The sequence below is a fragment of the Sphingobacterium athyrii genome, from assembly GCF_003071065.1.
In the GTDB taxonomy this organism is placed as follows: domain Bacteria; phylum Bacteroidota; class Bacteroidia; order Sphingobacteriales; family Sphingobacteriaceae; genus Sphingobacterium; species Sphingobacterium athyrii.
In genome coordinates this window covers 248,030-272,715 of the sequence record NZ_QCXX01000002.1, presented here as the reverse complement: position 1 = coordinate 272,715, position 24,686 = coordinate 248,030, and the positions used below count along the sequence as shown (strand labels likewise).

At 43.0% G+C, this 24,686-nt stretch carries 13 protein-coding genes; 8 read left to right on the top strand and 5 right to left on the bottom strand.

Annotated elements, in window-relative coordinates; translation table 11 throughout:
• Positions 1–45: 45 nt before the first annotated feature.
• Positions 46–843, top strand: a complete 798-nt coding sequence (locus tag DCO56_RS07560; protein WP_108633150.1) for an SMP-30/gluconolactonase/LRE family protein — start codon at positions 46–48, stop codon at positions 841–843.
• A gap of 38 nt (positions 844–881) precedes the next feature.
• Here DCO56_RS07560 and DCO56_RS07555 read toward each other — a convergent pair whose 3' ends face one another.
• From DCO56_RS07555 to DCO56_RS07540, 4 genes are all read right to left on the bottom strand, one after another.
• Positions 882–1,520, bottom strand: coding sequence for a GntR family transcriptional regulator (locus tag DCO56_RS07555; protein WP_108633149.1), 639 nt, complete (start codon positions 1,518–1,520; stop codon positions 882–884).
• 70 nt (positions 1,521–1,590) lie between these two features.
• Positions 1,591–4,314 carry a hypothetical protein gene (locus DCO56_RS07550; RefSeq protein WP_108633148.1) on the bottom strand — a complete coding sequence of 908 codons (2,724 nt, stop codon included), beginning with the start codon at positions 4,312–4,314 and terminating at the stop codon, positions 1,591–1,593.
• A 55-nt stretch (positions 4,315–4,369) separates the two neighbouring features.
• Positions 4,370–5,986 carry a RagB/SusD family nutrient uptake outer membrane protein gene (locus DCO56_RS07545; RefSeq protein WP_181390493.1) on the bottom strand — a complete coding sequence of 539 codons (1,617 nt, stop codon included), beginning with the start codon at positions 5,984–5,986 and terminating at the stop codon, positions 4,370–4,372.
• An 11-nt stretch (positions 5,987–5,997) separates the two neighbouring features.
• The gene (locus DCO56_RS07540) at positions 5,998–9,114 is read right to left on the bottom strand and encodes a SusC/RagA family TonB-linked outer membrane protein (protein ID WP_108633146.1); all 3,117 of its coding nucleotides are present in this window, start codon (positions 9,112–9,114) and stop codon (positions 5,998–6,000) included.
• 374 nt (positions 9,115–9,488) lie between these two features.
• Here DCO56_RS07540 and DCO56_RS07535 point away from each other — a divergent pair, with 374 nt between their 5' ends.
• The 7 genes from DCO56_RS07535 to DCO56_RS07505 all read left to right on the top strand — a co-directional run bounded on the left by DCO56_RS07535 (position 9,489) and on the right by DCO56_RS07505 (position 20,296).
• A complete protein-coding gene (locus tag DCO56_RS07535; protein WP_245935792.1) occupies positions 9,489–11,012 on the top strand; it encodes a PQQ-dependent sugar dehydrogenase in 1,524 nt (507 codons plus the stop codon).
• Between the two features lie 4 nt (positions 11,013–11,016).
• Positions 11,017–12,249 carry an Nramp family divalent metal transporter gene (locus tag DCO56_RS07530; protein WP_108633145.1) on the top strand — a complete coding sequence of 411 codons (1,233 nt, stop codon included), beginning with the start codon at positions 11,017–11,019 and terminating at the stop codon, positions 12,247–12,249.
• A gap of 7 nt (positions 12,250–12,256) precedes the next feature.
• A complete protein-coding gene (locus tag DCO56_RS07525; protein WP_108633144.1) occupies positions 12,257–13,279 on the top strand; it encodes an NAD-dependent epimerase/dehydratase family protein in 1,023 nt (340 codons plus the stop codon).
• An 18-nt stretch (positions 13,280–13,297) separates the two neighbouring features.
• Entirely contained in the window at positions 13,298–14,356 is a 1,059-nt protein-coding gene (locus DCO56_RS07520; RefSeq protein ID WP_108633143.1) for a dihydrodipicolinate synthase family protein, read from the top strand.
• A 30-nt stretch (positions 14,357–14,386) separates the two neighbouring features.
• The gene (locus tag DCO56_RS07515; RefSeq protein ID WP_108633142.1) at positions 14,387–17,455 is read left to right on the top strand and encodes a SusC/RagA family TonB-linked outer membrane protein; all 3,069 of its coding nucleotides are present in this window, start codon (positions 14,387–14,389) and stop codon (positions 17,453–17,455) included.
• A 19-nt stretch (positions 17,456–17,474) separates the two neighbouring features.
• Positions 17,475–18,950, top strand: a complete 1,476-nt coding sequence (locus tag DCO56_RS07510) for a RagB/SusD family nutrient uptake outer membrane protein (protein WP_108633141.1) — start codon at positions 17,475–17,477, stop codon at positions 18,948–18,950.
• A 146-nt stretch (positions 18,951–19,096) separates the two neighbouring features.
• On the top strand, positions 19,097–20,296 hold the full coding sequence (locus DCO56_RS07505) for an MFS transporter (RefSeq protein WP_108633140.1): 1,200 nt from the start codon (positions 19,097–19,099) through the stop codon (positions 20,294–20,296).
• A 183-nt stretch (positions 20,297–20,479) separates the two neighbouring features.
• Here DCO56_RS07505 and DCO56_RS07500 read toward each other — a convergent pair whose 3' ends face one another.
• Positions 20,480–24,655 carry a hybrid sensor histidine kinase/response regulator transcription factor gene (locus tag DCO56_RS07500; protein WP_181390492.1) on the bottom strand — a complete coding sequence of 1,392 codons (4,176 nt, stop codon included), beginning with the start codon at positions 24,653–24,655 and terminating at the stop codon, positions 20,480–20,482.
• Positions 24,656–24,686 lie beyond the last annotated feature (31 nt).

Sequence of the window (24,686 nt, the reverse complement as noted above, 5' to 3'; positions counted from 1 at the left end):
ACAATATTTTTGTATACATTTAAAATAAATTTTAAAATAATTCAGATGAACATACTTATTGACGACCTACATTTTCCAGAAGGCCCCGCCTTTGATCATCAAGGCAATATATGGCTGGTAGAAAAAAATGCCGGCAACCTGATTCGTTACCGGGACAACAAGTACGATCGCATACCTGTTGACGGGCATCCCAACGGAATTGCTGTTGCGCCAGACGGAACAATCTGGTTCTGCGATGCATTACAAAACAGCATACGTAGGTATAATCCCACCGACAACAGCTGCGACACCCGCCTTAATAAACTGGACAACAAGGCATTAAAAATGCCCAATGATTTATGTTTTGACAGCAAGGGAAACCTGTTATTTACCTGTCCGGGAAGCGAATTGACAGATGGAACGGGCTACATCTGCTGCCTACGGACCGATGGCACCGCTCAGGCAGTCCATCAGAACATGTACTATCCAAACGGGCTAGCCTTTGCCCCCGACAGCAGCAAACTATACCTTGCTGAAACAGGCAGTAAATGGATTTGGAAAATGAACTGGAATGCCTTATCATGCCAAATGGATTCCATTGAGAAATTTGCACTTGCAGGTGGACAGATCGGACCCGATGGGATCGCATTTGATGAGGAAGGCAATTTATTTGTTGCCATATATGGCTCTTCGCATATCTTAGTACTGGATCAATACGGTACAGCCACTGAAAAAATTCAAACATCAGGACAAAACCCTACCAACTGTGCGCTAGACCCATCCGGGGCGATGGGATTAATTATTACAGAAGCAGAAAAGGGTCAATTACTCCAACTGAATCACATAAAAAAGGGGATATTATAGTCTATATCCCCTTGTCTTTCGTATGTTCCAGCGAGACTTTACACAAGTTCCAAAGCTTCCTGCTCACCTCGATCGAGGTGATGCACCAAAGTCTCATAAGCCTTGTTCCAATCATTCGCTTTTAATGCATCCACAATTGCACGATGCTCTTGTTCGGTGTCCAGATAATCCTCCATCTGCCCAAGAATGGCCCCTAATTTCATGTGAAATAAAGGAATATTGCTATTTTTATAAATAGCGATTAATCTGGAATTGCAAGTACCTTCGATAATTCGTTCATGAAAGCGTACATCGGCCTCACAGGCCCCACCATAATACCCTTTGCTCACCATATCCGAAAAGTCATTGCAGATCAATTCCAAATCATCAATCAGTTCGTTATTCTTTTTTGAAAACAAAATCTTTAAAGCACCGACTTCAAGCAATTCACGCAGTTCACGGATGTCCCGCACATCCTCGACGGTCATCTTTTTCACAAAGCAACCTCCTTTTTCACCAAACTCCACCAAACTCTCTCCGGCCAAACGCATAAAGGCTTCGCGAACAGCTACCCTGCTTACAGCCAACTTATCAGCCCAGGCACTTTCGACCAACCGCGCCCCACCAGCGAGCTGACTTGATAAAATCTTCTTGCGGACTTCCAAATAAACCTTATTGGCAAGCGAATCCTCTTTCATATTGTATACAATTTTCTACAAAAATAAGAATACAAAATCATTTAAAAAATTTAAACAATATATTCCTTTACTAAAACGTCCCCTCACGGGCACCATACTGTCTCCCCGGTGACAAATAGAATAGTTCTGCCTTAGATTTCCAACTGGTCGTATGATTCCCTTTGAGGATATTTATATTAAAGCTACTATTTTTCGATGGATTTTTCACATTCCAGAAACCATCTTTCAGGCCCACGACAATCACTTCGTATTCTTGATCCGCAGGAACAGCGATTTCAATCGTTTTATCGAGATACCGATCGGGTTTGGCTATAACGAGCATACGGTCTGCAATCCGAATCAAGTAATAATCTTCCTTTTCCTCGTAATTCACCTGTAATTTTGCTTCGGCACTTTCCGCCATTTGAAAAACCGTCGCATAGCTCACCTGTGTGCTTTTAGCTTTTGGACTAACCAAAACCCGCGCCCCGCGCGCCTCAGGCCAGGGCGATTTCACCTGATACAGGTCCCCAAATACAAAAGCCGTGGAATCACCGGCATAAACTTTCACCTCCCGATCGACCACAGCAGGCTTAAACATATCGACATAAGTCGTTCCACCCACATTTTTAAACTGACTATTCAAAACAAACCCTGCTTCATTAACGACCGGTTTATTCAGCGTATTAATCTGCCAGTAGGGCTGAAATTCGCTATTATTGGTTTTCAATTCATCCAATAACACAATCGCAGCAGGCACATCTTTCCGTTTCAGATTCAAAAACAGAAAACTCTTTGCATACGACTTTACTTTAGACGAATAGGCAGCAGTAAGGTCCACATTAAAGTAACTGTAAGCAGGTTGGATAGGATCCGCACCAAACGCCGAAGCCCTGATTTCCCCAGTATGGTACCAGGAGTCACCGAGCACTTCCGCTACGGTACGCGGAAAACGCTGACTAAAGCGTGTCCCACCATCATTAGTTTTGGTCCTGAATAAAAGCGGTTCAGCAGGATCGCGAACCAATAGCATACTATGCGCCGCGGAGCGCTTATTAAAATTAAAGTCATAAGGTGATCCATAAGAAAGATATAAACCCAGATCACCCACCTGAATACCATGATGATAAATCTGCAAGGCACCGGCATCCGCATGTTGATGATTTCCAAAATGATAACCACCGCCTTTAATCTCAGCAACAACCTCCTTACTTGTTTTCTCCTCACTCCATCCCGTCCGGGCGACCATAGCCCCCAAAACCGATCCAAAATCTTTGGTCAATGGCAGCTTTGAGCGATCGAAATCTGCTTTGAGCTTCGGATCATTTAACAACAGAAACAACACCGGATTGTCGGGCAAACCACCCTGTTTCAAAAACTCTGCCTTGATCATCGCATTTCCCGAATAGGCATAACACAGCAGCATTGTCTGGGGATTTTTCCAATAAAAATCATCACTGGAATTATACTTCACATTAAACATATCACCGTCGCGCAGCATTTTACCGTCAGGCGTACGCATGTACAACCAATAATAGGGCATATTCTTGATGTTATCATCAAATACGGGATAACCCAACATACGGTAATACAACCAGGCAGCATGCATTTCCCAGCCAAAGCGATAACCACCATAATCAACCCCCTGGTTGTGCCGTGGGGACTGATATTCGAACTTACGCATCGGCACAAGCTGCTCCAGAACACTATAAGCAACATATTTATAGGGCTCAGGATCTTCATCATATACCGCCAAACTCCAGGACAGCATATCCCGGCAGATCTGCGCTTCGTTACCATGACCGTTAATAATACTTTCCAGTCCGTAAAATGGCGGCCAGCCCACCTCCATATCCATGACCAATCGCTTAAAATCCTTCCGCATCTGACTTTTAACACCGGCATCCATCAATGGATAACACCAATCATAGACCAGTGCCCCTGTATAGATCGCACGCCCCAATTCGCGGGTAATATCACCGTGTGTTACATTCCCAAATTCCAGAACTGACAAATAACGCGAGACCAGATCCACAGCTTCCCTGCCAACTCGTTCATCCTGCGTCATAAGGTAGTAAAAAGCTTTCTGCTCAATGATATGCTCTAGCCCTTCATTGTAAAATATTTCCTGATGTTCATTGGTCGGAAAGGTATAGGGAGCCAAAGCCGAGACTTTCACTTTATTCCATGCCGGACCATTCTCTTCAGATAAAAGCCGCGCCCTGACAACAGGCAAGCTTTCTTTATTCACCCACAACCTTGGCCTTTCTTGCGGCGGCGTAATTTTAGGCTGATAATGTGCAGCCTCTAAAGGTGCCACAGGCGGAACATAGGGCCTGATGCGTAAGCCCTGCAACATTAAATTTGCAGGCAGCCAGATTTTTAATTTTTCCGTTGTATTCAGGAGTTCAAATTTTCCAAGCTCCTGATGCCCACCTTTCAGTTTATCATACACGATACGTTTTGTCACCCGCTGTCTACCCAACTGAAAATAGGCGACTTTTGTCAGTAAGCCCGTTTCATCCTCCTGTTTTAACCGCTCCAGATCCCGGGGCCGAGCATCTGACTCCAGCACATACCACCCTGCCTGCGGCACCTTAACCGCAACTTCAATATCTGCCAAACGATCAGGGTAACCTGAAACGGGAACGGTTTTCAACACCAGCCCCCGCTCACCTTTTCCTTTTGGTTTTTCATAAACGACGGTCTTTTTATTTAAGTCACCCCGACTCAAATCAACTAGAATCTCTTTTTGCTGCGCATGGGAGGCCGACGTTGACACCAACACCAAAAACAACGAAAAATATATTTTCATCCAACTCATTACCAATGATACAATATAACTATTTAGCCAACAGCCGGAAGTATTTTTACTCCCAACCTGGATTTTGTGTCAAATTTGGATTCACATCCCTTTCTGCCTGCGGAATAGGCCACAGATAATAATGATCCGGGAACCCCCGCTGCCTGATCTGCGTCCCGTTAAAATCTGTCATCCAAACTTTATCCACGACATCTTTTGCGATTTTCCATCGTCGAATATCCGAATACCGCTGCCCTTCACCGGCCAGCTCTACCATACGTTCGTGACGTATCTTCTCACGCATCAGTTCCTTACTCAAGCCAGAAGGCAGATCAGGCATTTTAACTCTTTTACGAACCGCATTCACTGCATCATAGACCGTTTGATCAGGTGCACCCAAGGTTTCATTCTTTGCTTCAGCATACATCAAAAGCACATCCGCCAGGCGAATCAACGGAAAGTTTTGCGGCATATTATCCTGAAGCGTATAAACAGAACCTGTCTCCACAAATTTGCGCCATGCATAGCTACCATTTGTCCACACGGGCACATAGGCATTCGGGTCGGTGCTCGCTACCGGAAACTTGTAGAGATAAGTCACGCCACCTCTCCCCACAAAAGTTGACCACGGCACAACAATGGACTGCTGCAAGCGCGGATCGCGTTTTTCAAATAGCTTACGCACCGAAGCCTCGTCTTTCCAATCCTCCGCACTATTGGGGTTAAAAGGCTGCCCTTTTGCATTGGTATAATTCGCAAAATTAAAAGCCGTTCCATCTTCCATATCAAAAGCATTGACAAGCTGAGGCGTGGGCCTTGTCCTTTGGGACCCTGTCGTCGCACCTCGGGCATTACCGTAATTACGGTCGGTCGCTATACCATGCCCCTGTTCAGCAATATATTGCACATCAAAGATCACTTCACTATTGTTATTGCCGGCAACCCGAAACAAAGTATGGAAATCAGCAAGCAACTTGCGGTCACTGTTATCCATCAGCTCCTTAAAATCAGCAGCAGCTTTTGCATATTCCTTCGCCCAAAGATGTGCTTTGCCCCGCATGGCGAGGGCAGCCCATTTGGTCACACGTCCCTTATTTGACGCATCATAAGTATCTGGCAATGTCTCATAAGCTTCGGTCATGTCTTTAACAATAAACTCGTACACCTCTTTCTCTGTATTCCGGGGCTCATAAGATTCATCCACATTAATAGGAGTTTCATACAAAGGAACTCCACCGAAATAATCCCATAATTTAAAATAAAAATACCCCCGGAAAAACTTAGCTTCGCCAATACTCCGTTTTTTTATAGCTTCACTCATTGCGATAGCAGGAATATTCTTCAGGGCCGTATTTGCACGATACACTCCTTTAAAAAAGATCCCCCAGGAGGTGAGGTAAAAACCTGCGTTGGCAGGAAAAACACCCGTTGTCAATCCTGTTGCAAAAGACTGATAGGATATATCGGTAAAATCATCCATCATCCCATAAATCACGATACTATTGGTAAATTCCCTATTGGCATGGTAAAGGGTATTCACCCCCATGACAGCATCTTGCTCAGACTTCCAAAAACTCTCCTCCGAAAGACCGACCAGTGAGTTTCGGTCCAAAAAATCACTACAAGAACTTAGTAGCGCCAATGCAAATGATGCAATTATTATTTTGTTAAATTTCTTAATCATGGCTTTTCGTCTTAAAATGTTACATTTAAACCAACTACCCATTGTTTCATTAAGGGATAAGAGACACTGGCGTTCTCCGGATTATAACCTTTGAACTTTGTGAATGTAAAGTAATTCTCCAGATTAGCGAATACACGTAACCTATCCACTTTAAATTTTGCCGAAGCCTCTTTTGGCAAAGCATAGCCCAGCTGTAGCGATTTTATTCTCAAAAACGAGGTATTATGCAACCAGTAGTCACTGTATACGGTATTTAAAGCACTGCCCGAAGTACGCAGTCGCGGATATTCGGTAGAATGGTTTTCAGGTGTCCAGCGGTTTAATATTTCCGCATTCTGCAAGAAACCTTCATTGATGTTGAAGGTATTAAAACCATCGTTACCCCAATATTGCTTCACACCACTAACACCTTGTGCCACGACGTTCAGATCAAAACCCTTAAAACCTGCATTCAGACTCAATCCGTAGGTAACTTTAGGCAATCCCGAATAATTCTTGACAACCCTATCCTCCTCATTGAACACCTTGTCGCCGTTCACGTCTTTGTACAACATATCCCCCGGTTTAGGTTCTCCGCCCACATATGTCCCAAAAGTATAACCATCAGCCTTCAATTGATCAATTTCACTTTGGTCCTGTATAATTCGATCAAATTCAAGCATATAAAAACTATTGAAAGGCTTTCCTTCCATGGTAATATAACTTTCATTGATTGATCTATTACCGTTGAACTTAATCACTTTATTGTTCAGGAAGGACAGGTTACCATTCAGACCGTAGGACCAATCTGCACCTATTTTCCCAAAATATCCAAGCTGGAGATCAACCCCTCTGTTACGCATCTCGGCAATATTCTGCCAGGGTGGCGAGAAGTTACCCATAACCATAGGAATAGGGATCTTTGTCAGGATATCCGAGGTGTTACGATCAAAATATTCCGCGCTAAAAGTCAACCTATTATTTAACAAAGCAAGATCCAAACCGATATTAGCGATCGTTGTCGTTTCCCACATAATTTTACTGTTCGCAATTTCCTTTGGCGCCACCCCTTGCTTCAGCTGACCACCAAATGGATACAAATAGGAACCGTATACGACTTGATAAGTATAATCGCCGATTCTATTATTCCCCAGCTTACCCCATGAACCACGAATTTTAATTTCATCAAATATAGCTTTCAAAGGCTGCGCAAACTCCTCTTCCGTTACACGCCAGCCCGCTGAAAAGGACGGGAAGAACCCCCATCTATTCTCCTTTGCAAACCGGGAAGAACCGTCATAGCGTGCATTTGCTTCAAATAGATATTTTCCTTTAAAATCATAATTCAAACGACCAAAATAAGACTGAAGAGCATCATCTGTCCCGGAACCATTGATCGCTTCAAGGTTTGCCCCCGCATCCAGAATATAGATCGCATCATCCCCCAATATATCATTCTTTTTTGCATCAAATTTGTCCATACGGTTATACTGCTGATCAAAACCAAGCAATACCGCCAAATGATGATTGTCCGCAATTGTTTCACGGTACCGCAACAGGGTATTCAGCACCGTTGTATAATTACGGATGCTACCATTGAACAAACTACTTACGCTTGGCTTTTTTTGATATTCCAATCCGGTCTGTAAGTTCCACAAGGAGTAAGGCCGCACATATTCCCAATTCCGGTTATTGTTGTAATTAAAACCAAAACTACTCTCCCACTCCAGATTTTCCATGAAATTCACTATACTAAAAAACTTAAGCCCAAGCTTTTGCCTTTCGTAGTCACCCCGAATATTATCTACATAAGCTCTTGGATTAGACCCCTGAGGCAGCCCTAGAAACATCTCCCCTCCATAACGGCCGTCCTCATACTGTGGCACAACTCCCGGCGTCGTATTACGGATCGCTCCAAAAAAGCTATTCACATCCAGAGGCTGCCGGTTTGACCAGGTACCAAAAACATTTCCGCCCAAGGTCAAGATATTCTTGATCTTCGTATCGGCATTGATCCGAAAATCATATTTTTTGAAACCGGAATTATCCACCACCCCCTTGTTATCCAGAAAACCCAAGGACATGGCAAAATTCCCTTTTTTACCGCCGCCACGAACAGACAGTGTATGTTCGGTTAACGGCGCGGTATTCAGCATTTCCTTGTACCAATCTGTATTTGGATACAGCGGATTACCTGCCGCCGACTCCTTTCTCCAGGTATCAATTAATTCAGCGCTATATTTTTCCCGCCCTTCCGACTCGTTAACAAGCTCCATATGGGTTGCCATATCAGTTATAAAATCGATATTTTTAGCCACTTGCTGGCGCCCGAAGTACCCATTATAAGTTACAGTAAAATCTTCTCCCTTCCCGCGCTTAGTAGTTACCAGTATAACGCCATTCGCAGCCCGGGAACCATATATTGCAGCCGATGATGCATCCTTCAACACGGATATACTTTCCACATCATTGGGATTGACATCATTCAATGCACCGGGCACCCCGTCAATGACAACCAAAGGAGAAGCATCATTCATTGTCCCCTTACCACGAATCAACAGATCAAATCCTTCTGCACCGGGACTACCGGAGGTCTGCGCAATATTAAGTCCAGATGCCTTACCGACCAAAGCGGATGCTAAATTCATGTTTGGTCGGCTCACCGTTGACTCATCAAACCTAACACTGGAAACAGAACCTGTCAGCGTCTCTTTCTTCTGCTTACCATAACCAACTACAACGACTTCATCAAGCGTACTTTCATTCGTTTCAAGCACCAAAGCCTGCACATCCCTTGCCAAAGCCACCTTTGTACTAAAACCGATCAGGCGAAACTGAATCTGATCCGAAGAAGACCCATTCAATTTGAACCGCCCCTCCTGATCTGTCACCGTAACGGATGAGTTTTTAAGATTGCGCACCTCCACTCCAGCCAGTGGCTGACCTTTCGCATCGAGCACCTGCCCAACGATCTGCTGTTGAAAATTTACTGCGCTCCCTGCCGAATTAAGAACGCGTTGAATAGGAATCTTTTCCAGATAGGGAAAAGAGGGAACAGAGGCAAACGCACCCATTGAAATAAAAGGCAGTCCAACCAAAAGACAGTTCCTGTTTATCACATCCCGTATTTTAATCTGTTTTAGTATCATGAATACTCAGGTTAAAGTGGTTAAATAAATGATTTATAAGCTCTTCAGTTTATTGGTATTTTAAAGAAGCGGCATTTCGTTTTATAATTTACAATGACTTCGCTCCTATACTTTATCATAGTGAATACAATAATATATATTTTTTGTATACAATTCAATATTTTTTTTACTTTTTTACAAAGCATCCTCCCTAATAAACACAGATCAACCTAGTAAAACTATCTATAGAATTAACTAATAACAACACTAAATCGAATTTAGCAATACGTATCTAATAATTTTGTATACAAATTACATTATTTTTTGTATATTTATTTTTAATAAACTAATTTTGACATAACCAGATAAATCAAAAAAGTAACCATTGACCGACAATGAAACAACAAATAAACTATGTTTGGTTATTGCCATTGATGTTCTTTCTGTCTTCCTGTTCTACAAGGGACGAAAAGGAGACAGTGATAATCAATAGCATCCAATTGGAGAACAGCATACTTTCTTTATCCAAAGAGGCCACTGGCCTACAAGTTCCATGGGACTTACAATACGATCATGTAAACGGGGCTATTTTATTTTCGGAAATTGGCGGAAGTATCCGAAGGCTGGATATACAAACAAAAAAGGTCAGTTTAGTCGACAGCCTAAAAGACGTCTACCATCAGCGTACGCTCGGCTTGTTAGGTATGTCCCTGTATCAGCCTGAACACGAGCAGGCCTACCTCTATCTGTCGTATACCAGTAAAAGAGACAGCCTTATTTTTTCAAATTTGTACCGCTACGATTATAGTGCCGATGGCAGACTGTCCAACCCTAAGCTCCTGTTGCAGATACCCGGCAATACCGGACACAATGGTTCGCGTGTCATTGTATCTTCTGACAAGAAAGTGTATTGGGCGACAGGCGATGCGGCAAGTGATACCTTTGCCCAGGATAGCTGTTCGTTAAATGGAAAGATCTTACGGTTAAACTTGGATGGTACGATTCCTTCGGATAATCCGATAGCAAACAGTTATGTTTATGCCTGGGGTTTCCGTAATATGCAGGGACTTACCCATAACGACAAAGGAACAATCTACACCTCCGAACATGGGGATGCCATTGAAGATGAGATTAATCTTATCCAGCCCCTTAAAAATTATGGCTGGCCGCAAATTGAAGGTATGATTGATACCGAAAAGGAAAAAGCTATAGCCACGCTAAGCCCTCGAACTGAACCGATAAAATCGTGGACACCAGTGGTTGCCCCCTCCGGAATGGCTTATTATGGTGCCGCAACCATCCCTGAATGGCAGAACAGCTTGATTTTAGCAACGCTAAAAAACCAGTCCTTACGGATTCTGAAATTATCAGCCGATGGCAAAAAGATAACCGATGAAAAAGTTTTATTTAAAGATCAGCTTGGCCGCTTGCGCTCGGTTTTGGTTTTACCCAACGGTGATATCTATTTCTGTTCGAGCAACCGTGACTGGAATCCGCAAAAAGGATTTCCGAAGCCAGATGACGATGTTATTTATCGGCTTCGGCTTTCAGACAAGGCGGCCGCTCCCATCCTTAAGCCACAAACGGCCAACAGTATCGCGCCGACCGTAAAAAACGGGCAAACATTATACGATTCCTATTGCGCTTCCTGTCACAAATCTGACGGTAAGGGACTGACAAATACATTTCCGCCATTAACACAGTCAGCCACGGTCATTGGTGAGCCCAAACCCCTATTAAAGCTGCTTTTACATGGACTGAACGGTCAGTCGATCAATGGGGTCAACTATGAGGGTGCAATGCCGGCATTTTCGTTTCTCAAAGACGAGGAGATCATCGCGGTTGCAAATTATATTCGAACTCATTTTGGGAATAATGCCTCTAAAATCAACCAACAGAACTTAACCTCATTACGCTAAATTTATGGAACAGCAACAAGCTCCCAAACGCTCCTTATTCAAGAACTGGTTATCCATCCTGGGACCGGGTGTCATTACTGCGGCTCTGGTTTTCGGTCCAAGTAAAATGACCATTACATCAAAAATGGGCGCCGATTACGGTTTTTCACTCCTTTGGGTCGTCGTTGTCGCCATCTGTTTTATGACAGTTTTCACCAATATGGCGGCACGTATCGGCATTGCCCGTGACGAATCCCTCCTCACTTTAATCCGAAATAAATTCGGGAAGACAATATCCATTGTTATTGGCATCGGTATTTTTCTCGTCGCCACCTGCTTCCAATCGGGCAACGCCACCGGGGTATCCATTTCCATTTCGGAGGCAACAGGAACAAATCCGCAAATTTGGATTATTGTGTTCAATGTGATCGGTATTCTGCTACTCTTCTTTAAATCATTCTACGCACTGCTGGAAAAATTAATGCTGGCATTGATTATTCTTATGCTCTTTGCCTTTCTTTCAACAGCGATTATGATTGAGACCCCTGTAGGCGACTTTCTTAAAGGATTTGCACCAAGTATCCCACCTGGCTCAGTCGGCCTGATCATTGCTTTTACGGCTTCCTGTTTTTCCATTGTGGGCGCTTTCTATCAGAGCTATCTCGTACAATCCCGGCGCAAATTATCCGGCGACCAGCAGACGACCCAAAGGCAGCTCATGGGAAGCCGGATCGGTATCATTATCCTGGGCATTATGAGTGCCGCCGTAATGGTATGTGCGGCGAACACACTCCATCCTCAGGGCATCAAACTGCGTTCGGCTGCTGAAATGGGTCGTGCGCTGGAGCCACTTTTGGGAACTTATGCTTCGCACCTCTTTTTCGTCGGACTGTTTGGAGCCTCTTTTTCGTCCTTAATTGGAAACGCCGTCCTCGGCGGATCATTACTCGGTGATACCTTTGGTTATGGCAATAACCTGAACCATCCGAAAGTCAAGCTGTTCATTTCCATGGTTATGATTTTTGGTTCTGTCATTGCCCTTATCTTCGGAAACCTACCCTTGGAACTAATTGTTTTTGCACAAAGTATCACCATTTTCCTTGTCCCTTTTATTGGTATTATCCTATTTCTCATCGCCAACGATCAGGAGATCATGGGCGATCTCCGAAACAAACCATTGACGAAATTGTGGACCGTCCTGGGACTTGTATTGCTCGTCGCCCTCGCTATCAGTAATTTTTACAATTTAATCAAATAAATCAGCTATGGATAACAACACTTTAGCAGCATTAGAGCAACAGATACTCGCGCCATCGGCGGAGCTCATTGAAGACATAAAAAAAATCCAGGGAGACATCCTATTCTTAGGAATCGGCGGAAAAATGGGGCCAAGCATGGCTAAATTGGCTATTCGGGCGATTGAGGCTGCTGGCATTAAAAAAAAGGTTATTGGCGTATCGCGCTTTTCAACGACAGAATTACAGCAGGAATTAGAAGATATCGGTGTCTCGACTATTGCCTGCGACCTATTGGATCCCAATCAGCTCAAGGAGCTTCCGCAGGTCCGCAATGTTATTTACCTGGCCGGGCATAAATTTGGCACAACGGGAAATGAGGACTTCACCTGGGCGATGAACACCTACCTCCCCGGAATGGTTGCCTCCCATTTCGAAAAATCCAATATTGTCGCCTTTTCATCGGGTAATGTACTTCCTTTTGTGCCCATCAATCGTGCCGGAGCATCCGAAGAAACTACACCAGAACCTGTGGGTGAGTACGCACAATCCTGCTTGGGCCGAGAGCGCATTTTCGAATATTTTGCCAAGAAAAACCATACACCGACCCTTATCTATAGACTAAACTACGCTGTCGATTTTCGCTATGGTGTATTGGTTGAAATAGCAAAAGCTGTCAAGGAGCAATTGCCCATAGACCTGACAACCGAAAACGTGAATGTAATCTGGCAAGGGGACGCGAATGAAATTGCTTTAAGATCCCTATTGCACTGCCAGACTCCTGCAAAAATATTGAATGTGACCGGTCCTGAAATCCTATCTATACGTTGGATTGCTGAGCGATTTGGCGAACATTTCAACAGTACACCGGTATTTATAAACCAAGCTGCAGGAACAGCCCTGCTCAACAATGCCTCTGAATGTCACCGCCTATTTGGCTATCCAAAAACGACCATCCGGGAAGCCATTGCTATTACGGCACACTGGTTAATGAACGGCGGTGAGCTCTGGAACAAAGACACCCATTTTCAAGAAAGAAAAGGGAAATTCTAAAGAAAAACAATTATTCCAATGAAAAAATTAGACGCTAATTTACAACAACATCTCCAGGCAGGAACGGTCATCCCCGCCCATCCCCTGGCTCTTCATGAAGACCGCAGCATAGATGAAGAGTCTCAACGCCTTTTGACAAAATATTACATCGCAAGCGGAGCTGGAGGAATTGCCGTCGCCGTACATTCCACCCAGTTCGAAATTCGTGATCCAAAAATCAACCTATTCGAAACTGTTTTAAAATGGGCCAGCGAAGAGGTGGACAAGGCGCAGCTTCAACGCCCCTTTCTTAAGATTGCGGGCATCTGCGGACCTACCGAGCAAGCGATACAGGAGGCAAACACAGCACTTATATATGGCTATGATATTGGCTTATTAAGTATGGGCGGGCTCAACGGATGGACAGAAAAGGCTATACTTGATCGGGTACGTGCAATTGCCGCTATCATTCCGGTATTTGGATTCTATCTCCAACCCTCGGTGGGCGGACGTATTTTTTCCTATTCCTTTTGGCAGGAGTTTGTTGCGATAGAAAATGTTGTTGCTATCAAATGTGCTTCTTTCAATCGCTACCAAACACTGGATGTCATGCGTGCGCTCGCAAATTCAAATCGTAGTGATCAAATCGCCATGTATACAGGCAATGATGACAATATTGTCAATGACCTAATGACCACTTATCAATTTCCAGTGAACGGGAAGATTGTTGAGATTGATTTTAAAGGAGGCTTACTGGGTCATTGGGCCGTGTGGACGCAAAAAGCAGTAACACTTCTGGATGAAATTAAGGCTTACAAATGCAATCCTGATAATCAGACAGCAAGTCACCTATTAAGCAAAGCCATTGCAATAACCGACAGCAATGCTGCATTTTTTGATCCGGCAAATGCTTTTCACGGCTGTATACCGGGGCTCCATGAAGTCCTTACGCGTCAGGGCTTGATGAAAGGTACTTGGTGTATCAATCCAAAGGAACAACTATCGCCGGGGCAAAAAGAGGAAATCGACCGTGTGTACAGCGATTATCCAGAACTAAACGACGATGCATTCGTACAAAATTTCTTAGGTCTAAGATAACTTACTGCGTACTACTTTACAAACTAAATTATGGCAAAATTAACCAATATCTCCTGCCTTTTGCTCTGCGCAACATGTGGCGCCAGCCCGCTGTTTTCAGTAGCCCAACAAGCAATAACCTACGATGGTTTGGTCAAGGATAAGCAGCTTAATGTTGGACTAGCTGGAGCTACCATAAGAACCTCCAGCGGAAAGTACACCTCAACAGATAACGAAGGAAAATTTAAGCTCTTGGCATCACCGGGGGATTCCCTGACCATCACCTCCGTGGGATATGATAGCTATCGGGTAGCCCTGACCAGTACCCCAACGCTTATTATCCCCCTAGTCAAGGCGGCAACCCAGTTGGAGGAAACCGTTGTCATTGGCTATGGTTCGATCAAAAAAAGCTCGCTAACCGCCTCGGTGTCAAAAATTGAAAATAAAAATTTGGACCAGGTTCCAAGCGCACGGCCGGAGACCGCACTTCAGGCTAGATTACCAGGATTAAATATCTCGCAGACCCGAAGTACCCCTGGTGCCGCTCCCGTCATACGGATTCGTGGTATAGGCTCAATTTCTGCTGGAAATGATCCGCTTCTGGTGGTTGACGGATTCCCCGGGGCGAGCTGGTCCAATATCAATGCAAATGATATTGAATCCATCGAAGTATTGAAAGATGCATCAGCGGCATCAATATATGGGTCACGAGCCTCTGGTGGGGTCATCATCATTACCACAAGAACAGGGAAAGCGGGCAAGCCCGTTGTACGTGCAAATGTCCTGGCGGGATGGTCACAACCTATCCTACATGACGATTTTATGAGCAGCCAAGAGTATTATGAAACCATTATTAAATATCAGAATCGGGAATACTTTTATGTAGGTGGCGATACCAGCCTCCCACTGTGGGGGGACTCACGCCGCCCGGCAGGCTACCAGGTGAATCCGGACATACTGAATGGTAACGACGTCAACTGGCAAAATGCAGTAACCAAAAATGCGCCTTTTCAAAGTTATGATCTTTCTGTAACCGGGGGTACTGAACAGACTAAATATTACCTCTCTGCAGTTTATAAAGACCAGCAGGGAACGCTGTTAAACACCTTTTTCAAGAGTTATGGCATGCGGGCTTCCGTAGATACGAAGATCAACGAACGGTTCCAGATCGGTGCAATGCTCAACCCAACCTATCAGTCAGCTCGCACCTCCCCGTTGACAATGGACTCCTACAATAAATACCCACCTTTTGTTGCGATCCAAAATCCGGATGGAAGCTACCCTAAAGCACGTGATTATTGGGGCTTCAACGTATCCTCACAAGCCAACCCAATGGGAATCTTGATGGGAACCAATAATCAGGGACAGACACTCAGTGCATTGGGCAATATCTATGCCGTCTACAAAATCCTCGATGGCCTGACATTTAAAACGACCCTGAATGCAAATATGTTTTACAACAATACGGATAAGTTTCAGGCTTCTTGGGCATCCAATACCGGACTTTCCTCGGGCAATGCCGCAGATTCCCGCATCATCACGCTGCTCAATGAAAACACGTTAAATTATAACAGGACGTTTGCTCAACATCATGATGTTTCTTTAATGGCAGGCGCTTCTTACCAAAAAGCTACAAGCCGAAATATCAATTTGCTGGCCGTCAACGGAACATTCAACAACAATATAATTGAAACATTAAATAATGCCTTGATCAATCCCAACGGAAGCAATACCTTAAAATCCGTCTGGGGAATGATTTCTTATTTTGGACGTGCAAATTACGCTTATAAAGAAAAATACTTACTCTCTGCGTCCATCCGTACCGACGGTTCGTCGCGGTTTGGACCCGATAACAAATGGGGGCTGTTTCCCTCAGCCTCCGCGGCCTGGCGCATTAGCAAAGAAAACTTTATGCTGGACCAAGATCTGATCTCAGACTTTAAATTGCGTGCAAGCCTAGGAAATTCAGGCAATATGAACATTGGCGATTTCGCTTATTTAGGCCTGGTCACTGGCGGATTATATACGGTAAATGATCAAACACAGAACTGGCTAGCACAAAGCAGTTTTGGCAATAATAAACTAAGCTGGGAAAAAACCAATGAGTTTGACCTTGGCATTGACCTGTCGTTTTGGACAAATCGACTTTCGATCACCGCCGACTACTACCGTAAACGTACAAAAAACCTGCTCTACCAAGTCTCCATCCCCGGTACAACCGGCTTTACCAGCTCTCTATCCAATATTGGCGAAATCGAAAACAAAGGTTTCGAATTTGATCTGAACAGCAAAAATCTCATTGGCAAATTGAAGTGGAACACAAATTTCAACTTCTCCATCAACCGCAACAAAGTGATTAATCTGGGCGGTGTCAATGAAAGGATGACGTCCATTTCCTATGGTATGAACTGGCTCCTTCGCGTGGGCGAGCCGATGTTTTCCTACTACGGATATAAACATATTGGCGTTTTCCAGAGTGAGGAACAACTAAACAGTTTACCGAAACTGACGGGCGAAAAGCTTGGTAATCCCATTTATGAAGATATCAATAAAGATGGTAAAATAACAGCTGACGACCGCAGCATCCTTGGTAACTTTATGCCTAAAAGTTACTGGGGGATGACCAATACATTTTCTTACCGCAACTTCGATCTTTCTTTCACCCTGCAGGCCGTAATCGGATCAAAAATGTACAATTTCGAGAATCAGTTTTATCAGGGTTCTGTATTGGGGAATATGAGAAAATCGCTGGTTGCCGGCTCTTGGTGGTCGCCACAAGACCCTGGCGATGGCCATACTCCAGCCTTGTCTCTGAGCCAACTAAGCTTTAACGCCAATTCGGACCTTTACATCGAAGATGCCTCCTTTTTGGCTTTACGTAATATCAATTTTGGGTACACTTTCCCGACAGATTTATCTTCAAAAATGGGCATAAAGAGTCTTCGGCTATTTACCTCGGTAAACAATGCTTTCTTGTTGACAAAAAAAGGTTTTCACGCCTACAATCCTGAAGGTTATACGGGTGGTGAAGTCGGTGGTATCAGCAGCACGCCCGGTTATAATGTGGGCTCTGAACCCATAAGCCGTGTGTACACCTTTGGATTAAATCTCAGTTTTTAATTATTAATGTGTGCCTATCATGAAATTAAACACAACAACCCTGCTACTGGCTTCAAGTTTGCTGTTCGGCAGCTGCACGGATGAATTATTGAACACAATTCCACCATCATCACTGACAGACATCAATTATTACAATGATGCCAACGATATGGAAAAAGCCGTCCTCGGTATTTATGCTAAAATGCAAAGCCGGAAGCCAAATGATTATCAGTTGCTGGAGCTTTGTTCCGATAATTTATATGGATCAACCAATACCGGTTTTGCGGGTATTCCTGAAATAGATGCATTGGCCATCTCTCCAACCAACCCTATCCTGACCACTTTCTGGCAGGAAAGCTATGCGGGAATTTTTAGGGCCAATGCCGTAATTTCGAATATAGACAAACCTAAAGATTATACCGTGAGCAAAAAAAATCAACATCTGGGCGAAGCTAAGTTTATGCGGGCTTTATTTTATTTTGATCTGGTCCGAACTTTTGGTGCTGTTCCTAAAGTACTTACAGCATTGTCGATTGACGAAGCCAGACAATACAAAAGAAGTGCTACGGAAGCAATTTACGATCAAATTATTCAGGACCTGAACGATGCGATTGAAAAACTTCCGTTAAAATCCGCTTTATCCAGAAATCGGGCAAGTAAGGAAGCAGCTCTTGCACTGCTTGGCAAAGTATATGTGGCAAAAAAAGACTGGACGAACGCTGAGACAGTGTTGCGACAATTTTTCACCAGTTATGGAGATAATTATACGCTGGTCGCTGATTATAATCAGTTGTGGTCACTGGAAAATGAGAACAATAGTGAGGTTCTTTTCAGCATTGGCTATACGGACGGTACCAACGGTCAAGACCTGTCTACAGCATTTGTTCCTAATGGCGGAATTTATAATTTGGTGTCCCGTGGTTCTGAGGTTGCACTCCCTTCCTGGAGTCTACATAAAAAGATTCAGACTGATGATAAACGTCTTCGCAAAACGATTGAATCAAATTATTTTTCCGCAGTATCAGGTGGACAAAATGCCATCTATTTTCCATATGCCTCCAAATTTATTGTCAAACACACGGCATTGGCAGCGGGATTGGATCTTCCCATTCTTCGATTGGCCGATATCATTTTACTGTATGCAGAAGCGCTGAATGAAAACGGCAAACTTGGCGATGCAATAACACAACTCAATAAAATACGTCAAAGGGCATTCGGAAATCAAAATCATAACTACAGCATTGATCAGCTGACGCAAAAAGACCAATTTGTTACCGCATTGCTCGATGAACGACAGATCGAGCTAGCCTTTGAATGCGAACGCTGGTACGATTTGGTCCGTAAAGGAAAAATGACGGCAGTGATGAAGGTCGAAGAACGTAATTACAATCCTTCCTCACAAATCGCTCAGAAAGTCACGTTATCACCCAAAGATTATATGCATCTTTTCCCGATTCCACAAACAGAAATCGATCTGGTCGGAAAGACCATCCTTGAGCAGAATCCAGGCTATTAAAACGCATATATAGCAATGTTGGCCATTGCCAGCATTGCTATCCTGGAAGTTTGCCGCACAGGCTGTTTGATTTTCACAATAATTTGTTTGAATTCTATATATTTTGTTTCCATCAATGGAATTATTTTTGTCGACAAATTATCAAGATGAAAAAAAACGCTAAACCCCGCCAATCTTTTATTCCGACGATACTGGCTTTTGCACTTGTTCCCATAACAGGGCTTGCTACCGACATCTATCTACCTTCGATGCCACAAATGGCTCTGGAACTCGGTCTCAGCGAAGGTCACATCCAGTTAACGCTTTCATTGTTTCTAATCAGTTATGGTGTCGCACAATTCTTCACTGGCGCACTTGTAGATGCCTGGGGACGATATAAAATTAATCTGATTTCACTGTTTCTCTTTGTCCTTAGTTTTTGGATAACCGCAACTACACATGATATCTGGGTCATTTACGGTATGCGTATTCTCCAAGGAATTCTGTCTGCGTTCGTTGTGATTTCGAAACGGGCCTACTTTGTGGATGTGTATGAAGGAGAGCAGCGCAAACATTACCTCAGTATTATGACCATCGTCTGGTCGATCGGACCTATTATTGCTCCTTTTATTGGCGGATACCTGCAAACACAGTTTGGATGGCGGTCTAATTTTATGGTTCTTGCCGTTTATAGCGCTATCCTTTTTGTGCTGGAATTGATCTTCTCCGGAGAGACGATCAAACAAAGAAAACCATTGCACATCAGCTATCTTATCGGCGAATTTAAAATGATGTTAAAGACAAATGACTTCACGTTCGGCGTATTGATGTGCGGGATATCTTATGGACTTGTTATGTTTTATAACCTTAGTGGTCCATTTTTCATCGAGCACCAATTGGGTTACGGGGCAATCACGACGGGGTACATATCGCTTATCATGGGATTGGCCTGGATGTGTGGAGGCTTTATTGGAAAAGCATTGATCAAAAGAGCCCTCCTCCCTAAATTGCGAATGGCAAATTTTATTCAGATCATCTTGGTGTTAGTCATGATTGTGGTCTCTCCCTATATAGCAAATTTATATACCTTGACATTCTTTGCGTTTGCCATCCATTGTACAGCCGGATTTATATTTAACAACTATTTCAGTTATTGTCTGGGCAGATTCCCCTTGTCGGCGGGGATTGCAGGCGGATTAGTCGGTGGAATTACCTACCTGGTCACATCCTCCTTAAGTTATGGCACTGTCAGCTTGGTCAACCCTTCGTCTCAGCTTGAAATCGGACTGGGCTATGCTTTATTTGCGGTACTGGGCTTGCTCACTCTTCTTTTCATTAGTAAGTTAGCTAAAACGAATAGGCTGTAATATAAACAGATAAAACTACATTGTAGATTTTAAGCCACACATTCCGATAAGGGTGCTATTTTATTTTTGGAATAAGTTTAAAAACAGTTATCTTTGTATCATCATAATTTAGGTTTATAATTGGTTATTGAAGGTTTTCATTCTCCCCGTTTGAAAACCTTTTTTTATGCGATACAATTTCTCTTAATTTTCTTTCACATTCAATTTCTCGATGTACGTACGCGGGCTTTCTTTATAGAATTTCTTAAAGGTCTTACTAAAATATTTTGGATCATTGAAACCGACTTGATAGGCAACTTCACTGATACTCAGTTCGCTGTTGTGTACTAATATGTGGGCGGCCTTTTTTAGACGGACCATATTGATAAATTCGACCAGATTGAGACCAGTTTGCTGTTTTATTTTGCGGTATAAAACGGATCGGCTCACCCCTATTGCCTTCGTCAATTCCTGTACACCGAAGTTTTCACAGCCCAGGTTTTCCTCCACGATACCCAATACCTGATCCAAAAAACGCGTTCTTTCGGTTGTCTCTGTTCCCTGGCCTCCCAGCAGATAATTCTGCACAAACTTTTCTTCCAAACGTTTTCTTGTCTGTATAATGTTGGCTATTTTCTGAATCAGGTGTGGCATACTAAATGGTTTGGTAATATAATCGTCGGTACCAACTTCAAAGGCTTCAGTAATATAAGGATCTGCCGTTCGGGCAGTCAATAAAATAACAGGGATGTGGTTTGTGCTATTATCATTTTTTATTTGCTGCAACAATGTTATCCCATCGCAATTGGGCATCGTTACATCAGAAATAATAATGTCAGGTTGCCTCGTATGAACTAATGCCAGCGCCTCATTTCCGTCATTGGCCTCTAAAACCACATATTTCTTGCGTAAATTTTCAGAAAGGAAACATCTGAGTTCCACATTATCTTCGGCAACGAGAATAACCGGTTTTTCATCCGCTATGTGCTCCGCCTCGATATCGTTTTTGTCGTGATCATCCACCTGTTGATCCGTGTGTACGGTCACGTCGGATTCAGCCATATCTGTTAAAAGATCCGTGGTACTTGAGGTATCCATACTCAAATTCTGCTGTGGCAGACTAATCCGGAAAACAGTATTGTACGCCAGAGCTTCTTTTGCCATATTACTTTCAACAGTTAACAAGCCCCCATGTAAATGGATGATGGATCGTGACAATGCAAGTCCAATGCCACTGCTGGTGGCGACGATTCTGTCGGTATTTGCCTGGTAAAATTGTTCGAATACATGGGGAATATCTTTTGCCGGAATCCCTCTACCGGAATCCCATACGGAAATAAGTAGTCTGGTATCACCTCCAACATCCTGCAATTCGCTTTGTACTTTTATCCGTCCCCCCTTATCTGTAAATTTAAAGGCATTGTAGATTAGATTGACAAGTACTTTTTCAAACTGTTCAGGATCCAGCGTTGTCCTGTAATCGACGGGGATATTATTTTCGAGAAAAAACTGGATATTATTCTTTTCTGCGATAAAATGGAAGTTTAATAAAACATTTTTAAGGTATTCGGCGACCAGGACTTTCTGATAATTCAGTTTCATTTTTCCACCTTCCTGTTTTCGAAAATCAAGCAGCTGGTTAACCAGATTCATTAAGCGGTCAGCATTCCGTGTGGCATATCCCAAATGTTCTTTTGCGTACTCCGATAGGGAATGATCCGTTTTCAACTGGTTCAAGGGACCTATAATCAATGACAAAGGTGTACGGAACTCATGTGAGATATTTGTAAAGAAATTCAGTTTAGCTTCGTGCAATTCTTCTTGTTTTTCTGAAGCGAGCTTCCTAATCAAAAGGTCGCGTCTTAGTTTATTTCGACCATGAAAAAAACGAATAATCAAAAATACAACAAACCCTAAAATCAAAAAATAACCGGTATAGGCCCACCATGTTTTCCATGGCGCAGGGAGAATCCTTATTTTTAATACCCGTGGCTTATCATTCCAAATACCATCGTTATTAGATCCTTTTATCCAGAGTTCATAATTGCCCGGATCTAAATTCGTGTAGGTTGCTACCGGATTTGTTACGTAATTCCAATCCTGATCAAAACCTTTTAAATAATAGGCATATTGGTTTTTTTCGGGATGGACATAATTCAACACGCTGAATTCTAAGCTAAATACATTCTGATTATGATCCAGCACCAATTCATCAATCATGGAAATATCCTTGGCGATTACGCCATCCACGTCAGGTCTGACAGTACGGTTAAACAATTTGAGATCAGTAAACTGTATCGGCGGCACATAACTATTCACACTCAGACTATCGGGATTGAACAGGGTAAAGCCGGAAAAACTACCGAAAGCGAATTTTCCGTTGCGCAGTATCGTGGCTGCATTTTGAATATACTCATTCCCCGGCAAGCCATCCACTTTTGTATAACTTCTAACACTCCCCGCTTGCGGATCGAAACAGGTAATCCCAGTATTGGTACTCAACCATAATTTGTTTTTAAGATCGCTCAAAATACCAAAAACATTATTTATCGGTAGACCATTCTGTTTATTGAAACGCTTAAAGGCTTTCTTTTCGGGTAGATACCGATTTAAACCTCCCATATAGGTTCCAATCCAGATTTGTCCTTTTCTATCTTCATGAATACTAATAATATCATTACCACTAATCGAAAGGGAGTCATTTTTGTGATTCAAAAACGATATGAATTTATCGGTACCTGCTATTTTAAGATTTAGTCCATTAGAAGTGCCGATCCATAAATTACCGCTGGAATCCTCCATGAGTGCTCTGACCATATTTGAGCTCAACTGTTTACCGGCGACGTTGAAGGTCTGGAAATAACCGGATTTTTGATTTTTCCGCTGTACCTGCAAACCGCCACCAAATGTTCCGATCCAAATATCGCCCTGGCGATCTTCCAACAGCGCATAGACATTATTGTTAGCTAGCCCATTTGCCGCATTTGGATCAAAACGAAAATGTTCGTATACCTGCTGCCCCTTGCGTCTCAAATTTAATCCACCATCATAGGTACCGACCCATAAATTTCCCTCCCGATCGCGACAGATAGATTTCACATTGTTATGGCTTAAGCTTCCAGCATTATTTTTATCGTGTCTTTCATTAAAAAATGAACCATTATATCGGTTAAAATAATTCAATCCACCACCTTCTGTGCCTATGACTAGTTCTCCATTCGGATTCTCCAAAAAAGCACTGACAACATTATAGCTCAAGCTATTTCTTCGGGACTGATGGGTAAAATTTTGAAAATTAGGTATATCCTTATCATAGATATTAATTCCGCCAAAATAGGTCCCGATCCAAATAGAACCTCTTTTATCCTGAAAAATTGGTCGAATAGAGTTGTTACTTAAACTATTGGGATTATTATCGTCAGCCTGTATAAATAATAACTTTCCATTTCGATACAGATAGAGACCGTTGAATGTTCCAATCCATATGCTGCCATCATCAGCCTTCTTTAGTGAACGGACATCTTGGTTTGCTAAATTTGCAGTCTGGCTATCATGACCCATTAGGGAAGATACTTCGCCCGTATTTTCATTGATTATTTTTATTCCATTATATTTTGTTCCCACCCAAAAGACTCCGGGAGCAAATTCCAGTACAGCCTGAAATCGCTGATTTACTTTATTAATCAATCCTTTCTGATTGAAATAGGTGCGTAACACTTTCAACCTATTGCCGCCTCTAGAAGCTGACTGCATGAGTACAATTGCATCATCTGTGCATAACCATAATCTTTTCTTCCCGTCTTCGTAGATTGTTCTAAAATTCCTAAAATACGAACGCCCATTGCTCCCTTCTACCGTAATCTCATTAAAAACAAGCTCAGCTTCCAAATGAGCTCCTTCTTTTATCCGATATAATCCAACATTTGTTGCGACCCAAATTAGGTCTTTAGAATCCTGAAAAATCTGATGCACATTTACTTCTATCTTCCCACTGTTGCTCTCTACTACGGGCAAGGAGATCCGCGCAAAATTATCTGCATCACGATTGTATAAGTTAAGGCCGCCTGTTGTACCTACCCAAAGTCGTTTTTTTTTGTCTTCAGTGATCGCCTGTATAAAATTATGCTCTAAAGAAAGACTATCCTGCGGATTGCTTCTATAAATTGTAAACTTGCGGCCATCATATTTATTCAGGCCGTCACGGGTGCCGATCCACATAAATCCCAAGTGGTCCTGTTCAATAGCAAAAACACTCCCTTGCGATAAACCTTCGTTTACATCCAGATGTAAAAAACGATAGTTCTTTTCCTGTGCATGAGAAATAGAAAAGGTAATCAGTGAACTAAAAACCCAGAGTATATAAATACGCAATGGCATCATAAGGAATATAATTGAAATGGATAGGCTAAAA

What these genes read in the sequence shown, in the direction of transcription:
- DCO56_RS07505 (WP_108633140.1), top strand. Translation starts at nt 19,097, where the DNA reads ATGAAAAAAAACGCTAAACCCCGCCAATCTTTTATTCCGACGATACTG.
- DCO56_RS07500 (WP_181390492.1), bottom strand. Translation starts at nt 24,655, where the DNA reads ATGATGCCATTGCGTATTTATATACTCTGGGTTTTTAGTTCACTGATT.
- DCO56_RS07525 (WP_108633144.1), top strand. Translation starts at nt 12,257, where the DNA reads ATGGATAACAACACTTTAGCAGCATTAGAGCAACAGATACTCGCGCCA.
- DCO56_RS07545 (WP_181390493.1), bottom strand. Translation starts at nt 5,986, where the DNA reads ATGATTAAGAAATTTAACAAAATAATAATTGCATCATTTGCATTGGCG.
- DCO56_RS07540 (WP_108633146.1), bottom strand. Translation starts at nt 9,114, where the DNA reads ATGATACTAAAACAGATTAAAATACGGGATGTGATAAACAGGAACTGT.
- DCO56_RS07520 (WP_108633143.1), top strand. Translation starts at nt 13,298, where the DNA reads ATGAAAAAATTAGACGCTAATTTACAACAACATCTCCAGGCAGGAACG.
- DCO56_RS07560 (WP_108633150.1), top strand. Translation starts at nt 46, where the DNA reads ATGAACATACTTATTGACGACCTACATTTTCCAGAAGGCCCCGCCTTT.
- DCO56_RS07530 (WP_108633145.1), top strand. Translation starts at nt 11,017, where the DNA reads ATGGAACAGCAACAAGCTCCCAAACGCTCCTTATTCAAGAACTGGTTA.
- DCO56_RS07535 (WP_245935792.1), top strand. Translation starts at nt 9,489, where the DNA reads ATGAAACAACAAATAAACTATGTTTGGTTATTGCCATTGATGTTCTTT.
- DCO56_RS07555 (WP_108633149.1), bottom strand. Translation starts at nt 1,520, where the DNA reads ATGAAAGAGGATTCGCTTGCCAATAAGGTTTATTTGGAAGTCCGCAAG.
- DCO56_RS07510 (WP_108633141.1), top strand. Translation starts at nt 17,475, where the DNA reads ATGAAATTAAACACAACAACCCTGCTACTGGCTTCAAGTTTGCTGTTC.
- DCO56_RS07550 (WP_108633148.1), bottom strand. Translation starts at nt 4,314, where the DNA reads ATGAAAATATATTTTTCGTTGTTTTTGGTGTTGGTGTCAACGTCGGCC.
- DCO56_RS07515 (WP_108633142.1), top strand. Translation starts at nt 14,387, where the DNA reads ATGGCAAAATTAACCAATATCTCCTGCCTTTTGCTCTGCGCAACATGT.